This is a genomic window from Psychrosphaera sp. 1_MG-2023 (genome assembly GCF_030548245.1).
GTDB classification, from domain to species: domain Bacteria; phylum Pseudomonadota; class Gammaproteobacteria; order Enterobacterales; family Alteromonadaceae; genus Psychrosphaera; species Psychrosphaera algicola.
Map to the genome: position 1 here is coordinate 25832 of NZ_JAUORW010000019.1, position 14684 is coordinate 40515.

The window sequence follows — 14684 nt, forward strand, 5'->3', positions numbered from 1 at the left end:
CCATAAATTTAGGGCTTTCGCCACTTAAATTAAATTACGCAAAAAGGGGTTAAACACCCCTTTTTATACTTTAGAATAGTTAACTACTTGAATATTAAAGTATTACTATTTTTTAATATCTCTCCAGTACTCTTTCTTCAAGAGCACTGCAAATACGAAGAATATGAAACTATATAACATGGCTTTCCAGCCCATGCTTTCACGTTCTAAAATCATTGGTTCACCTATGTAAACCATGAAATTTGTTAAATCTCGAACGACAACGTCATATTCATCTTCACTTAGCTCACCAGAACCATCAACAACAATTTGCTCTCCAAGGGAGATACGTTTCATTTCACCGTCGATTAAACGTTCTTCAAAAACTTCTTGTTTTGTAGGAACGCCCTGTAGTTCTTGCAATACATGTGGCATACCAACATCTTTAAATACTGTGTTGTTCACGTTAAATGGACGTGAAGGGTCAACATAGAAAGATTTTAGGTAGCTGTAAATCCAATCTGGACCACGCAAACGTGCTTCCAAAGTTAAATCAGGAGGTGTAGCACCAAACCACTTTTTGGCGTCATCCGCTGGCATCGCATTTTTAATGTGCTCACCAATCTTTGTGCCTTTAGTAAAAACTAAATGCTCTAAACCAAGATCAAGTGGAATACCTAAGTCGTTAAACGTACGTTCGTAACGTTGGTATTGCATTTGGTGACAGCCTAAACAGTAGTTCATGAACGTTTTAGCACCATTTTGAAGAGATGCCTTATCTGTTAAATCAATATCTACTGTATACGGTAAATGACCACCACCTGCTGAAAATGCAGACGTTGAAACTAAACCAACTAACAATCCAAGAGTCTTAATAAACTTTTTCATTATTTTGTGATCCTTTCAGGCAATGGTTTAGTCTTTTCGTTTTTACTGTACAACCATAACGCCACGAAGAACATAAAGTAGGCTATGGTGAATAGTTTCGCCATGGTTTCTTTAAACGGTGTCGCTGGGGTCGCCCCGAGATAACCTAAAACAATAAATACCATTGCAAAAATAATTAGGTTCACTTTGTGTAAACCACAACGGTAACGCCATGAGCGAACTTTACCGCGATCGATCCAAGGAATTAACGCTAACAAGATAATTGAAGCAAACATTGTAACCATGCCACCGAATGGATCTGGAACAGCCTTCAATATCGCGTAGAACGGAGTGAAATACCAAACCGGGAATACGTGCTCTGGTGTTTTAAGATTGTTAGCCGGTTCAAAGTTAGGGTGTTCAATAAACTTACCGTAAAAATCTGGATTGAAGAACATGATGTAGGTGAATATAAACAAGAATACACCAAACGCCATCAAGTCTTTCAACACCATATGCGGGAAGAATGGAACAACATCGTCGAGTAAATCTTTTTTCGACGTGTAATATTCATGGAATTCGAATTTTGTTTTGTCTTCGTCAGCTACGGTTCCTTTAGGACGTTTAACATCGACACCATCAGGGTTGTTTGAACCCACTTCGTGTAATGCAACGATATGAAGGAAAACCAAAATAACGATAACTAAAGGCAATGCAATAACATGTAGAGCAAAGAAACGGTTTAATGTCGCGCCCGATACGACGTAGTCACCACGGATCCATAACGCAAGGTCTTCACCAATGACTGGGATAGTACCAAATAGTCCGATGATTACCTGAGCACCCCAATAAGACATCTGACCCCAAGGAAGTAGGTATCCCATAAAGGCTTCAGCCATAAGTGCAAGGTAGATGAACATACCAAACAACCACAATAACTCACGTGGTTTTTGATAAGAGCCATACATTAAGCCACGGAACATGTGCAGATAAACCACTACGAAAAACGCCGATGCGCCAGTAGAGTGCATATAACGAATAACCCAACCATATTCAACATCACGCATGATGTATTCAACAGAGGCGAATGCGCCCGCTGCAGATGGTTCGTAACTCATTGTTAACCAGATACCAGTAACCAATTGGTTTACCAAAACGATAGTCGCTAAAAAACCGAATACGTACCAAAAGTTCATGTTTTTAGGCGCAGGATATTTTGACATGTGCATTTCATATGTACGTGTCATTGGGATGCGAGCATCAATCCATTCAACTAAATTTTTAAACATTATGCAGCTCCTCCATCTTCACCGATCAAGATCGTTGTATCGTTGACAAAGTAGTGAGGCGGAACTTGTAGATTTGCCCCCGCTGGTACACCGCTAAATACACGTCCAGCCATGTCAAATTTTGAACCATGACAAGGGCAATAAAATCCAGAGTCTTGGCCTTCAACAATTTCCTGATAACCATCAGACAGATAACTTGGTGAGCAACCTAGGTGAGTACAGATACCAACTGCAACAAAGATTTCTTCTTTTTTAGAACGATACGCATTTCTGGCATATTCTGGTTGCTGGTCTGCTGTCGAATTAGCATCTTTTAGATTGTCTTCTGAAATGCTAGAAATTTGCTCTAACATTTTAGGGGTTCGATAAACGATCCAAACTGGCTTGCTTCGCCATTCAACGCGGATCAATTGACCCGGCTCTATTTTGGTAATATCTACTTCCACTGGAGCACCGGCTGATTTAGCTCGAGTACTCGGGTTCCAAGAAGCAATAAAAGGCACTGCCGCAGCTACCACACCAGCTCCACCTACAACTGAGGTGGCGGCGGTAAGGAAACGACGACGACTATTGTCTACGGGCGCATTGCTCATCCAATTTTTCTCCGCGATTAGGATTAAAAAGCGTCTAAGAGTCAACTAATTGTAGCTGGTTCTTAAAATTCTTGTAATTTCTACGATTCTACCGAAAAAGCCCTATGTAAAACAAGGCAATATACAAAGATAGGTTAGAAAAATTCAAATACTTAATGATTATGCCATTAACGGCTACATTTTAACCAGTTAGTTAAGTCGAGATCTGTCTATTTTCCTAACGTTTTGCTCTTTGTTGAGTCACTGAACACTTTTGACTTCATCAAAAAACTTGGCGGCTAGTAACCAAACAGCCTCAAAATTTCATTTGTACGACTATGGCGGAGTTTTTACGTACCACCAAACGGGTCATTATTTTATGCGCTAAAAATGCACAACTTAAATATTTATCCCATAATTCGAAACACAAAAAGTGCAGACGGGTGACACACGTTCGGGTTTAAATACTGGCATAAAAACGTTAATCAAATGACTTATGAACACCCTCTTTGGCCATCCATGCCCACCGGGTGTTGCCCCATCCTTGGGGCAAAAAAAAAGTCTGCGAGAGCAGACTTTTTTGATTTGATAAACGTAATATAAATATTAACGTTTTGAGAACTGTGGACGCTTACGTGCTTTATGTAGACCCACTTTCTTACGTTCAACTTTACGAGCGTCACGAGTAACGTAACCTGCTTGACGTAATGAAGGACGTAAAGACTCATCAAATTCGATAAGTGCGCGAGTGATACCGTGACGAATTGCACCAGCTTGACCTGTAGTACCGCCACCTTTAACTGTAACGTATAGGTCAAATTTACCTAATGTTTCAGTTAATTCTAATGGTTGACGAACAACCATACGACCCGTTTCACGACTAAAGAAATCTTCGATAGTGCGCTTGTTAATTAAGATGTTGCCTGTACCTGGACGAAGAAATACGCGAGCTGTTGAGCTCTTACGACGACCTGTTCCATAGTATTGAGTATTAGCCATTGGTATATGCTCCTTAAATATCTAAAACTTGTGGTTGCTGTGCAGCATGAGAATGTTCAGCGCCAGCATACACTTTAAGTTTACGGAACATTGCACGGCCAAGAGGACCACGAGGCAACATGCCTTTAACTGCTTTTTCGATGATCATTTCAGGCTTTTTAGCTTGTAAGTCATCAAAATTGATATCTTTAATACCACCTGGGTAACCAGAGTGAGAGTAGTAAATCTTACCTTGGCCTTTGTTGCCAGTAACAGTTACTTTCTCTGCATTAACAACGATGATGTAATCACCAGTGTCCATGTGCGGAGTGTACTCAGGCTTATGCTTGCCACGTAAACGTAGAGCAATTTCTGTTGCGATACGACCAAGGGTTTTGCCCTCAGCATCGACAACATACCAATCACGAGTGATGGTAGATGGTGTTGCAGTAAAGGTTTTCATTATCTAGAACCTAATAAATTAAAGTTTTAAGCCAGTAAGTTGCTGTCATTTGACAACAAAATACCCCATTTCATTTGCACCCCTTCGAGTGCGTAACCTAATGCCGGCTAAAGCAATAAGGTTAGTAACGGTGGGTAGGCGCGGGATTATACAGATTTACAAAGAAAGATCACCTAAAAAATGAACAAAATTATGTAAATCTAAGCAATAAGTCTATTTTTGTTAAAACACGCTGCTTTAAACCAAACCTACTTTAACTCACCTAAGGAATATGCGGTTCGGCCAGATACTCGTGGCTTTGCATTTCCTGCAGTCGACTGATGCACCGTCTGAACTCAAAACCTAATGTACCTGTGGTATAAAGTCGATCCAAAGGGACTGCCGCTGAAATGATCAACTTTACTTTGCGCTCGTAAAATTCATCAACCATAGCAATAAATCGACGAGCAGCATCATCATTGTTCTGCCCCATTTCTTTTACATTTGAAAGTAGAACAGAATGGTATATTCGACTGATCTCCATGTAGTCTAGCTGCGAACGCGCTGTTTCACATAGTGCGCCAAAGTCAAACCACACTACCCCGTCTGCCACTTCACGCGTTTGAATTTTACGACTTTCAATTTCTATCATGAAATTCTGCTTGCCCACTTCAGGAGCAAGTTGCTTGAAATACTTATGTAGGTTGCTATCTGCCTGTGCATCGAGTGGTGAGTGAAAAATTTCAGCTTTTTTTAATGTTCTCAAACGATAATCAACGCCAGAGTCGACATTAACCACATCGCAATGTTGCTTTAATAAGGCAATCGCTGGTAAAAATCGAGCGCGCTGTAGCCCGTTTTTGTATAAATCGTCCGGCACTATGTTTGAAGTCGTTACAAATACAACATTTAGCTTAAACAGCTCTTCTAATAATGTTCCTAAAATCATTGCGTCAGTTATATCGGAAACATAAAACTCGTCAAAACAAATAATCTGTGTTTTTTCGGCGAAGCGTTTCGCCACAATTTTTAACGGGTCACTAACGCCTTTTAACGAATTTAACTCATCATGAACTTTGTGCATAAAGCGGTGAAAATGAATGCGTAGTTTTTTTTCAATTGGCAAACATTCATAAAAGGTATCGACCAAATACGTTTTACCGCGTCCAACACCGCCCCAAAAATAAATCCCCTGAGCCGTTTGGGGCTTAGACTTATTACCAAACAATTTTGAAAAAAAGCTCGGCTTTTCAGTTTGTTGATTTAGCACTAAATCATCATATAAACGTTGTAAGTTTTTAACGGCATTTTCTTGTGCAGCATCATGCTGGAAATCGTTACGTTGCAAATCAGTCTGATATTGTTGCCAAGGAGTCATTTCAGTGGTCGGATTCGACATAATATTAAGTTCTACGCTTTAAATTTTTAATTTTGACTATATAAAGAAAATAGTAACATGGCATAGGCGTTCTGAGACATAATCAATTATGATAAAAGACGTAAATTTATTATTTAGGAAGTAGTTATGGAAATTTTGACTGGTATTTTATTATTTCTGTTGGGCTTGATTGCCGGCATCGGAATTATGTTACTTAGAGGCAAGTGGGATTCAGGGGTCCAACAAACACAAACTGCATTAAACCAGTGCCAACAAGATCAAGCGCAACTAAAGCAAGATTGGCAAGATCAACTTGCCCAGTTTCGTTCAGTTGCAACTAACTTAGACGAAATGTCGCGCCACATTAATAGCAATATCCAAGAAGCTGAAAGTCTGCTTAATAAAGCACCTAAAACACCTTCATTCCCATTCTTTTCTAAAGAGGCGACTGAAATATTGCAAAGTGCAGATTCGAAAAAACGCGAAAAAACAATGCTTTCAGATCAACCATTGGATTATTCATCTACAAAATCAGGTGTATTTGAAGGCGAAAATTTAAACAAAAAACAAAGTGTGTAACACAGACTTTGATTTTAAAAAGTAACATTATGTTTCAACAGTGAACTTAGCCAAGCTAATCCTGTCTGTTTCAGTGATTCTATTTAAGGAGTACGGAAAATGTCAGTTTCGGTAAAAACTAAAATCATTAAACTAACCACGATTTCAGCAATTGTATTATCAAGTCTCAGTATGAGCCTTCCTGCACACGCAGCGTTTCCATTTTCATCATTCAAAGACGAAGTCCCTTCTTTGGCTCCTATGGTGGAAAGGGTAACGCCTGCCGTTGTCAACATTTCGGTTAAGGGCAGTAAAGAAGTCAAAGCTGGAATGGACCCATTTCAATATTTCTTTGGTCAACGACGAGGTCAATCGCAAGTTCAAGAAAAACCATTTCAAGGTTTAGGTTCTGGTGTGGTTATCGACAAAGATAAGGGTTACATCGTTACCAACTTCCATGTAATAAATGACGCCGATGAAATATTAGTCACCCTAAAGGATGGCCGCAAATTCAAAGCAAAAAAATTGGGCGGAGATGAACAAAGCGACATCGCCGTGTTAAAAATTGAACCCGACAATTTAACAGAAATGGAACTAGCCGATTCAGATAAAATTCGAGTTGGGGACTTTGTTGTTGCCATTGGTAATCCATTTGGTTTAGGTCAAACCGTTACATCCGGTATTGTCAGTGCAAAAGGACGCACAGGGTTAAACACGAGTAACGGCGGTTATGAAGACTTTATTCAAACTGACGCCGCTATAAATTCAGGAAATTCTGGTGGTGCGTTGGTCAATCTTAACGGTGAGTTAGTCGGTATTAATACGGCGATTATTGCCCCGGGCGGCGGTAACGTTGGGATAGGTTTTGCTATACCTTCAGTAATGATGAATAACTTGATTGAACAAATCATCGAATTTGGTGAAGTCAAACGCGGCGTTTTAGGTATCCAAGGCGCTAACATGGATTCAGATATCGCCGCCGCATTTGGCCTAAAACTAGCGCAAGGTGCGTTTGTACAACAAGTTATGCCAGACTCCTCTGCAGAAAAAGGCGGGCTTAAATCAGGTGACGTTATCACTCATGTTGACGGCGTGAAAATACGTTCATTTACTGAATTAAGAAGTAAAGTCGCAACTAAAGGCGCAGGCACAAAAGTTGAATTACAAGTATTACGCGACGGCGATGAAGTTGATGTCAACGTTGTATTAGGTGCAGCTGACCAACCTGTGGTTACTGCGGAAAATATTCACCCATCATTAAAAGGTGCAAAACTAGCTGCGGGCGAGACAAAACGAGGCGAAGCTGGTGTCGTTGTTTCTGAAGTTGCAGAACGTTCACCCGCCGCTATGGTAGGGCTTGAAGATGGCGATGTCATAGTTGCAGTTAATAATAAACGAGTAATATCCGTTACCGAACTAAGAGAATCACTGGAAAATTCCGGCGGCGTTATGGCGCTTAATGTATCTCGCGGTGGCAGTTCATTATTCATACTCATTCGATAACTCGCTTTTTACTCAAGAACGGCCTACAATATCCAACATTGTAGGCCGTTCTCATTGGCCCAACAGTGACAACTTTATAGATAATTTACAGTAAGTTAAGGACAGCCAGTGTTGCAGAAGTTCCGTTATATTTTTAATGCGATTGCTTATGGTTTGGCAGCTGCGTTGGTTGTCATCACAATAAACCCACAACTGCGTTCAAATCTTGGTATTACCCAGTTTACTGACAAAGTCATTAATCAGGAGGCCATGTCATTTGCCAACGCAGTTAAATTGGCAGCGCCTGCAGTTGTTAATATCTATTCTATTGTTGTTAATCACAGTAACTTTAATCAAACGCAGGCAATTAACGATCTTGGTTCAGGTGTCATTATGGCGTCGAATGGGCACATTCTCACCAACTACCATGTTGTTGATAGCGCCGAGATTATCTACATCGATTTACAGGATGGACGACGTTTTAGTGCCGAAGTTATTGGTTTGGACGAAGTCACCGACCTGGCATTATTAAAAATTGACGCCACCAACTTACCTACTATCCCACAAGATCCAGACCTAGAAGCGCAGGTAGGCGATATTGTTCTAGCCATCGGTAACCCATTAAATTATGGCCAAACGATTACTCAGGGCATTATCAGTGCCTCTGGCAAACGCGGCCTAACGCCAGGCCCAAGCCATGGCGATTTGATTCAGATGGATGCAGCTATAAATGTAGGTAATTCAGGCGGTGCCTTAGTAAATTCGAAGGGAATGTTGGTCGGCATCAATACTGCGTCTGCACAATCAGACCGGACTGGTATTCAAGGGATATTTTTTGCTATTCCTTACAAACAAGCAAAAAATATTATGGATAAACTGCTCGCCGATGGTGAAGTTAAGCGGGGTTATTTAGGACTCAGTGGTACGGCAATAAACCAAATGGGGGCACCGGTAAGAAGCAGTGTTGAGTCCATCGCTGGTATCCAGATCACAAGTGTTGATCCCCTCGGTCCGGCGTGGGCTTCAGGTTTAAAAGCAAATGACGTACTGTTGTCGGTTAACGGCAAACAACTTATCAGTTTAAGTGAACTCTTGTCATTTGTTGAAAACGTCGAGCCCGGTAGCATCATAACTTTTAAACTGTTCCGAAATGGCAATTTATTAAATAAGGACGTTGAAGTCGGAAGACTTGAAACCAGTCGATAACGGATTACCCTGCGACCAACTGCAAAACTGCAAAACTGCATGCAATGACTAAATTTGTATTTGCCATTTAAAATACTACGCTTAACACAAGCAGTAGATTTTAAATTCGGAGTGGTTATGCAGTATCCGTGGTTAAGAAAAGCCAATAAGACATTTATTTATGTCATAATCTCACAGTTAGTTTTTGGCCTAGTTATTGGGCTCTTTAATGATAGCTTTACACAGGCACTTATTATCGGCGGGATAATAGCCGCATTCCCATTATTGCTGTTAACCCAAAAACCTTATGAAACAATCACGCGTCATTGTGTCGCAATTGCAATTCAATTAGCAACCGCCCTGCATATCCATTTAGCGCAGGGTTTAACCGAAATTCATTTTGAGATATTTTCGTTGCTTGCCATTTTGATATTTTATCGAGATTGGAAAGTTATCCTCACGAGTGTTTTGGTCGTTGCAGTCCACCATGTCCTATTCTTTATTTTGCAACTACAGAACATGCCTGTTTATGTATTTGAAGCCGGTCATCTTGCGGTTTACATATTAGTTATTCATGCATTATTTGCCGTGATTGAAGGTTGTATCCTAATGTATATTGCAAAAGACAGCCACGACGAAGGGGTGGCCGCTTATGCTGTTCAAAATTCGATTCATCAGATTTTGGCTCATTCTGGGAAATTTGACCTGACGGTGCCAATTCCTAACCAGTTGCCTGCATTAAACGAATATAATCGACTGATCATGTCCTTTAAATCTTTAATTGAACAAACGAAAAACACCGCAAATACAGCGTTAACCGCAACTCAACAAGCGGTAGATACCTCTACAGAAATGATGGCCTACTCAGAGCAAGGCACAGGTCAAGTTGAATCGATAGCTCGTTCTGTGGAAAATATGGCGATGGCAAATTCTGACATTTCAAATCGCGCCAAGGATGTAAGTGATAGTGCAAAATCAGCTCAGGGCTCAACTTTAGAGATCCAAGAAACCATAACGCACTCTCACCAAACCATTAGGCAATTGAAAGAGATCATTTCATCTACCGCTGGCACAATTGAAAACTTATCATCAAAATGCAACCGAATCACCGAAGTTATGACATCAATAACCGCGATATCTGATCAAACAAACCTGCTCGCGTTAAATGCCGCCATTGAATCAGCCAGAGCGGGTGAGCATGGACGCGGCTTTGCCGTAGTGGCCGATGAAGTGCGTCAACTGGCTACAAAAACTCGTGAAAATGCTCAGGGGATTAGTGAAATAGTACAAACCTTGATAGAGGATGCCAGCCTATCGGTAACGCAAATGGGCAACTGTATTTCCCAAGTTGACCAAGCTGTGGAACAGTCTGAGCGAATGTCAGATACTGCAAATAAAGTCGTTTCTAGTATCAAATTAGTTGCAGATAACATTACGTCAGTAGCTGACGCAACGGTTCATCAATCCGACGTATCCGATGCGATTTCTAGCGCAACACAAGAGATGCAAAATCTATCTTCCATTTTAGATCAAAACATTTCTTTGACGCAGCAAGAGATGCAGAATTTGCAGTTGCATATTGGTGAACTCAACGACGAATTACAAAAATTCGAAGTGTAACAATGAAGTCGACAAGGTGGTATTGGGCCGTCGCAATGGCAATTTGGGCAAGTGTCGTCATTATCTTGCTCTACCTGACGACCATTAAAACGTTAACAGAGTTTGATCCTAAGCAACAATTGGTAACGCAGGCTGCATCGAGTTCATTTGATCAAGATTTCAAAGCGAGAATGCAGCAATATGCACCTCAGCTAAATAATACCGTAGTGCATTTTAGCCAATCACAGTGCAACTGTAATAAGGCGGCAGAGGAGCACATAAATAGTGTTAAGTTGCTTGCCCAGGAACACTTGATGTCTAATATCGTTATCAACGAAGATTCAAAAGACATGCTAGCTTTAATCCCATCCACACCTGCAGTTGCTGTTTTTGATCAAGACGGTGAGTTACGGTATTTAGGGCCTTATTCTGCTGGATACAGCTGTACTATTGGAAATGGAATCGTGGAGTCATTTATTTCTAATATGGGGAAATCTGTTGCAGTAGGCGCTGCGGTTATTTCGCAAACAAAAGGCTGCTACTGTGCAGTAACAGCCTTAAAATCTTAAAACTAAGGTTGGTCTACACGTTCAATCAGAGCGCCCAACGCGATCAGTTTCTTTTCAATTTTTTCGTAACCACGGTCGATATGAAACACTTCGTCAAGTTGTGTTGTACCTTTCGCTACAAGGCCTGCAATAACAAGACTAGCTGATGCTCTCAAGTCAGTAGACACAACCTGTGCACCCGTTAGCTTATCACTACCAGTACAAATAGCAGTGTTGCCTTCAAGTTGGATCTCAGCGCCCATTCTGCGTAGTTCAGGGACGTGCATGAAACGATTTTCAAAAATCGTTTCAGTAATAGTTCCTACCCCTTTTGCAACTACATTTAAAATTGTAAATTGGGCCTGCATATCCGTTGGGAAACCAGGATGCGCTAGTGTTTTGATATTCACTGACTTAAGTTGACGATTGCGCATATCAAGCCGAATAGAATCATCATCCCATTCAACAATCGCGTTTGCGTCACGCAACTTTTCGATAACAGGTTCAATCAAACGGTAATCTGTATTTCGACAAACAATGTCGCCGCCTGTTACCGCAGCTGCCACTAAAAACGTGCCAGTTTCGATACGGTCAGGTAACACAGTGTGTTCACAACCCACTAATGTATCAACACCTTCAATTTCGATGTTGTTACTACCAGCACCTGTGATCTTGGCACCCATTTTATTTAAACATACGGCAAGGTCGACAATTTCAGGCTCACGCGCAGCGTTTTCAAGAATTGTGGTACCTTCGGCTAAAACAGCGGCCATCATCAAGTTTTCAGTTGCACCAACACTTATCGTGCTCATGTAAATCCGATTACCCTTGAGGCGACCATCAACTTTCGCCTTAACCATACCAGCTTCAACTGTAATTTCAGCACCGAGCTTCTTTAACCCTTCGATATGCAAATCAACAGGTCTCGCCCCAATTGCACAACCGCCTGGTAACGATACTTCAGCATGGCCAAATCGCGCTAAAAGCGGGCCCAATACCAAGATTGAAGCACGCATCATATTGACGAGATCATATGGGGCATTTGTTGAATAAATCGGACCAGCATCAATGGTGACAGTATTACCCACTTGCTTTGTTTTGGTCCCGAGCTGTTCTAACAATTGGCGGGTGATAACAATGTCCCGCAAATCGGGAACGTTATGAAACACACACGGATGTTCATTCAAAATAGAACTGATTAATATAGGCAGTGCGGCGTTTTTAGCACCGGAAATGGTCACTTCGCCACTAAGGGCTGGACCACCGGTAATTAGCAATTTTTCCATAGGAACAACTTGTAGTTAGGAAAGGAGTTGAAGTTTTTTGTCTTTTTCCCACGCCGCAGGGGTGTAGGTTTTAATGCTAACTGCATGCATGCTGCCGTCAGAAATATTTGCCAACAAAGGTTTATAAACTAATTGTTGTTGCTTCACTCGAGACAAACCGTCAAAACAGGCGCCTACAGCAGTGATATGAAAATGTGAACCGTCTGATTTAACAATAACTTCACTTAAATCAAGTTGTTCATTTAAAAGGGTTTTGATTTGGTTTAAATCCATAATACGCTCAAAATTGGAACTGAATTTTTAATTGCGATGTAATGGCAGTAACTCTAACACGTTGCTTATATTCGCTAAAGCAATTAATTGTTCAGAACCGCCGCAAATCGTAACAAGCTTGTGTAATTTTTGATAATGATCGACAACCTTTAACAGGTACGCGACACCTGCGGTGTCGATGTTGATCACTTTTTCAAGGTCTATTTCGACCCGATCATCGAACGCTAAAAACTCGTAAAGTGCATCATCAGATAAATTAAATCGATCTAATTCACCGTCAATTATTAACTTATTCTTATCGCGTTTAACATTAACTGACATGGGTTAACCTAGGTCTTTTGTGACGATTGGCTTAGCGGCTTTCTCTAATAAAAACTGAGTAACAGACTCTATGCCTTGTTGGCGGATTAGCCCCTGCAACTCCTGCGTTTTACTATTTAACACGCTGATGCCCTGTGCAACCATGTCGTATGCGGCCCATTCACCTTGCTTGTTTTTACGCAATACAAATGAAATTGGAATATCTGGACGACCTTCATCTAACACACGAACTTTAACTTGCACGCGTTTACCAGTAACCGGTGTAGAAGGTTCAAATATAACTTGCTGGTCTTTATATAAAGTCAAAATACCAGCGTAAGTCGCGATTAAATAAGAACGAAAAGCTTCATAGAACTCTTCTCTTTGTTCTTTAGTGGTCTGGCGATAATAAGGACCCAAAACTTTTGCCGCTGCAAATTTGTGATTAATCGTTGGAGCTAATTGCTCTGCAACAACACCACGTAGAACTTCTGGGTCTAGCTGAATTTGTTCTTGTTCACGTGCAATACGTCTAAATAAACGGTCAGCGACAACGCGCACTAATCCAAATGGATCAGATTTATCTACGTTTGATAAATCAGTAATGTTTTCAGTTTTTACCGGTGCTGAATAAACTGGGGCTGCAAGCCCTACGACCAATAAAAGCGATAAAGAAAAATGTTTAATCATGATTACCCTGGCTAAATAAAAATTGCCCAATTAACTCTTCAAGTACTAAGGCTGACTTCGTATCTTCAATAAAGCCACCCTCACCTAATATTTCAACGGTTTCGTCGATAAACCCAGGTTCCAATCCTAAATACTGTTCACCGAGTAAACCAGAAGTCAGAATGGACAACGAACTTGTGTCTGGGAAGTTGTTGTATCGTGAATCAATTGCAAGTTTTGCGATTGGTGCATAATCAACAGGATCAAGTGTGATTTCTTCAACTCGACCAATAACAACACCACCAACTTTAACCGCGCTACGCACTTTTAAACCGCCAATATTGTCAAATTTTGCATAAAGATTATATGTCTGACCCGACCCTGTAACCCCTGCGCTGGCCACATTTAAAGCCAAGAAAATCAAAGCTGCAATACCCAACGCGACAAAAAAACCAACCATTATTTCAAACTTTCGAGATGTCATTTAAATTACCAACTTTTAATTTCCAAACATAAGGGCTGTAAGAACAAAGTCCAACCCCAATACTGCCAACGACGCTTGCACAACAGTTTGTGTTGTCGCCTGGCTAATTCCTTCCGACGTCGGAACTGCATCATAACCTCTAAATAATGCAATCCAAGTCACTACAAACGCAAAAACAATACTTTTAATAACACCGTTTAAGATGTCATCTGTGAAATCAACGCTAGCTTGCATAATGGACCAGAAGCTCCCCTGATCAACACCAAGCCACTCGACACCAACTATGTGGCCACCAAGAATACCTACCGACGAAAACATGATTGCCAACAAAGGCATACTAATCACACCAGCCCAAAATCGCGGAGCGACTATTCGGCGAAGTGGATCAACCGCCATCATTTCTAACGACGTTAACTGCTCTGTTGCTTTCATCAAGCCAATTTCAGCTGTTAATGCCGAACCTGCACGGCCAGCAAACAGCAATGCGGTAACAACCGGCCCTAATTCTCTTAATAGTGCCAATGACACCATAGGACCTAAGCTATCCTCAGCGCCGTAATCAATTAACACAGTATAGCCTTGTAAGGCGAGTACCATACCGATAAATAAACCTGACACTAAAATAAGCACAAGTGACTGAACGCCAACCACATGTATTTGCTTAATTAGCAGTGGAAACGCTTTTTTGAAATTTGGTTTACCACCAAATAAAGCACCAAATAAAAGATACGTCGCCCGACCAATTGCCGCGAAACTACTTAACGTACCCTTACCTAAATTTTGCAACCAATCCAT

Annotated in this window: 17 protein-coding genes; 5 read left to right on the plus strand and 12 right to left on the minus strand. The window is 41.0% G+C overall.

Features of this window, described 5'->3' with window-relative positions; translation table 11 throughout:
• Positions 1 to 105 precede the first annotated feature (105 nt).
• The 6 genes from Q4575_RS16310 to zapE all read right to left on the minus strand — a co-directional run bounded on the left by Q4575_RS16310 (position 106) and on the right by zapE (position 5505).
• Positions 106 to 867, minus strand: coding sequence for a cytochrome c1 (locus tag Q4575_RS16310; RefSeq protein ID WP_215965207.1), 762 nt, complete (start codon positions 865 to 867; stop codon positions 106 to 108).
• The gene (locus Q4575_RS16315) at positions 867 to 2135 is read right to left on the minus strand and encodes a cytochrome bc complex cytochrome b subunit (RefSeq protein WP_215965206.1); all 1269 of its coding nucleotides are present in this window, start codon (positions 2133 to 2135) and stop codon (positions 867 to 869) included. Before Q4575_RS16315 ends, Q4575_RS16310 begins: the two co-directional genes overlap by 1 nt.
• The gene (petA, locus tag Q4575_RS16320; RefSeq protein WP_215961845.1) at positions 2135 to 2728 is read right to left on the minus strand and encodes a ubiquinol-cytochrome c reductase iron-sulfur subunit; all 594 of its coding nucleotides are present in this window, start codon (positions 2726 to 2728) and stop codon (positions 2135 to 2137) included. The genes Q4575_RS16315 and petA overlap by 1 nt, the downstream gene beginning before the upstream one ends.
• A gap of 585 nt (positions 2729 to 3313) precedes the next feature.
• A complete protein-coding gene (gene rpsI / locus Q4575_RS16325; RefSeq protein WP_215965205.1) occupies positions 3314 to 3706 on the minus strand; it encodes a 30S ribosomal protein S9 in 393 nt (130 codons plus the stop codon).
• Between the two features lie 13 nt (positions 3707 to 3719).
• A complete protein-coding gene (rplM, locus tag Q4575_RS16330; protein WP_215965204.1) occupies positions 3720 to 4148 on the minus strand; it encodes a 50S ribosomal protein L13 in 429 nt (142 codons plus the stop codon).
• 262 nt (positions 4149 to 4410) lie between these two features.
• Positions 4411 to 5505 carry a cell division protein ZapE gene (zapE, locus tag Q4575_RS16335; protein WP_303523565.1) on the minus strand — a complete coding sequence of 365 codons (1095 nt, stop codon included), beginning with the start codon at positions 5503 to 5505 and terminating at the stop codon, positions 4411 to 4413.
• A gap of 147 nt (positions 5506 to 5652) precedes the next feature.
• Here zapE and Q4575_RS16340 point away from each other — a divergent pair, with 147 nt between their 5' ends.
• From Q4575_RS16340 to Q4575_RS16360, 5 genes are all read left to right on the plus strand, one after another.
• A complete protein-coding gene (locus tag Q4575_RS16340) occupies positions 5653 to 6084 on the plus strand; it encodes a DUF1043 family protein (protein WP_215965203.1) in 432 nt (143 codons plus the stop codon).
• Between the two features lie 99 nt (positions 6085 to 6183).
• Positions 6184 to 7566 (plus strand): DegQ family serine endoprotease, encoded by a 1383-nt coding sequence (locus tag Q4575_RS16345; protein WP_215965202.1) that lies wholly within the window; start codon positions 6184 to 6186, stop codon positions 7564 to 7566.
• Between the two features lie 108 nt (positions 7567 to 7674).
• Positions 7675 to 8751 carry a trypsin-like peptidase domain-containing protein gene (locus Q4575_RS16350; RefSeq protein ID WP_303523536.1) on the plus strand — a complete coding sequence of 359 codons (1077 nt, stop codon included), beginning with the start codon at positions 7675 to 7677 and terminating at the stop codon, positions 8749 to 8751.
• A 117-nt stretch (positions 8752 to 8868) separates the two neighbouring features.
• Positions 8869 to 10350: a methyl-accepting chemotaxis protein gene (locus Q4575_RS16355; protein ID WP_303523537.1), complete on the plus strand. Its 1482-nt coding sequence runs from the start codon at positions 8869 to 8871 to the stop codon at positions 10348 to 10350.
• 2 nt (positions 10351 to 10352) lie between these two features.
• Entirely contained in the window at positions 10353 to 10898 is a 546-nt protein-coding gene (locus tag Q4575_RS16360) for a DUF6436 domain-containing protein (protein ID WP_303523538.1), read from the plus strand.
• Positions 10899 to 10900: 2 nt separating this feature from the next.
• Here Q4575_RS16360 and murA read toward each other — a convergent pair whose 3' ends face one another.
• Genes murA through mlaE form a run of 6 tightly spaced genes read right to left on the minus strand, consistent with a single transcriptional unit; the run spans position 10901 to position 14684 of the window.
• A complete protein-coding gene (murA, locus tag Q4575_RS16365; protein ID WP_303523539.1) occupies positions 10901 to 12163 on the minus strand; it encodes a UDP-N-acetylglucosamine 1-carboxyvinyltransferase in 1263 nt (420 codons plus the stop codon).
• A 15-nt stretch (positions 12164 to 12178) separates the two neighbouring features.
• Complete coding sequence (locus tag Q4575_RS16370) at positions 12179 to 12436, minus strand: BolA family protein (protein WP_215965198.1); 258 nt, start codon at positions 12434 to 12436, stop codon at positions 12179 to 12181.
• A 27-nt stretch (positions 12437 to 12463) separates the two neighbouring features.
• A complete protein-coding gene (locus Q4575_RS16375; protein WP_215965197.1) occupies positions 12464 to 12757 on the minus strand; it encodes a lipid asymmetry maintenance protein MlaB in 294 nt (97 codons plus the stop codon).
• A 3-nt stretch (positions 12758 to 12760) separates the two neighbouring features.
• Positions 12761 to 13426, minus strand: coding sequence for a phospholipid-binding protein MlaC (locus tag Q4575_RS16380; protein WP_215965196.1), 666 nt, complete (start codon positions 13424 to 13426; stop codon positions 12761 to 12763).
• Positions 13419 to 13889 (minus strand): outer membrane lipid asymmetry maintenance protein MlaD, encoded by a 471-nt coding sequence (mlaD, locus tag Q4575_RS16385; RefSeq protein WP_215965195.1) that lies wholly within the window; start codon positions 13887 to 13889, stop codon positions 13419 to 13421. Before mlaD ends, Q4575_RS16380 begins: the two co-directional genes overlap by 8 nt.
• A gap of 15 nt (positions 13890 to 13904) precedes the next feature.
• Positions 13905 to 14684 (minus strand): lipid asymmetry maintenance ABC transporter permease subunit MlaE, encoded by a 780-nt coding sequence (gene mlaE / locus Q4575_RS16390; RefSeq protein ID WP_215965194.1) that lies wholly within the window; start codon positions 14682 to 14684, stop codon positions 13905 to 13907.

Bases quoted from the DNA above. Each gene is read 5' to 3' on its own strand.
- Q4575_RS16310 (WP_215965207.1), bottom strand. From the start codon at position 867: ATGAAAAAGTTTATTAAGACTCTTGGATTGTTAGTTGGTTTAGTTTCA.
- Q4575_RS16315 (WP_215965206.1), bottom strand. From the start codon at position 2,135: ATGTTTAAAAATTTAGTTGAATGGATTGATGCTCGCATCCCAATGACA.
- petA (WP_215961845.1), bottom strand. From the start codon at position 2,728: ATGAGCAATGCGCCCGTAGACAATAGTCGTCGTCGTTTCCTTACCGCC.
- rpsI (WP_215965205.1), bottom strand. From the start codon at position 3,706: ATGGCTAATACTCAATACTATGGAACAGGTCGTCGTAAGAGCTCAACA.
- rplM (WP_215965204.1), bottom strand. From the start codon at position 4,148: ATGAAAACCTTTACTGCAACACCATCTACCATCACTCGTGATTGGTAT.
- zapE (WP_303523565.1), bottom strand. From the start codon at position 5,505: ATGACTCCTTGGCAACAATATCAGACTGATTTGCAACGTAACGATTTC.
- Q4575_RS16340 (WP_215965203.1), top strand. From the start codon at position 5,653: ATGGAAATTTTGACTGGTATTTTATTATTTCTGTTGGGCTTGATTGCC.
- Q4575_RS16345 (WP_215965202.1), top strand. From the start codon at position 6,184: ATGTCAGTTTCGGTAAAAACTAAAATCATTAAACTAACCACGATTTCA.
- Q4575_RS16355 (WP_303523537.1), top strand. From the start codon at position 8,869: ATGCAGTATCCGTGGTTAAGAAAAGCCAATAAGACATTTATTTATGTC.
- Q4575_RS16360 (WP_303523538.1), top strand. From the start codon at position 10,353: ATGAAGTCGACAAGGTGGTATTGGGCCGTCGCAATGGCAATTTGGGCA.
- murA (WP_303523539.1), bottom strand. From the start codon at position 12,163: ATGGAAAAATTGCTAATTACCGGTGGTCCAGCCCTTAGTGGCGAAGTG.
- Q4575_RS16370 (WP_215965198.1), bottom strand. From the start codon at position 12,436: ATGGATTTAAACCAAATCAAAACCCTTTTAAATGAACAACTTGATTTA.
- Q4575_RS16375 (WP_215965197.1), bottom strand. From the start codon at position 12,757: ATGTCAGTTAATGTTAAACGCGATAAGAATAAGTTAATAATTGACGGT.
- Q4575_RS16380 (WP_215965196.1), bottom strand. From the start codon at position 13,426: ATGATTAAACATTTTTCTTTATCGCTTTTATTGGTCGTAGGGCTTGCA.
- mlaD (WP_215965195.1), bottom strand. From the start codon at position 13,889: ATGACATCTCGAAAGTTTGAAATAATGGTTGGTTTTTTTGTCGCGTTG.
- mlaE (WP_215965194.1), bottom strand. From the start codon at position 14,684: ATGGATTGGTTGCAAAATTTAGGTAAGGGTACGTTAAGTAGTTTCGCG.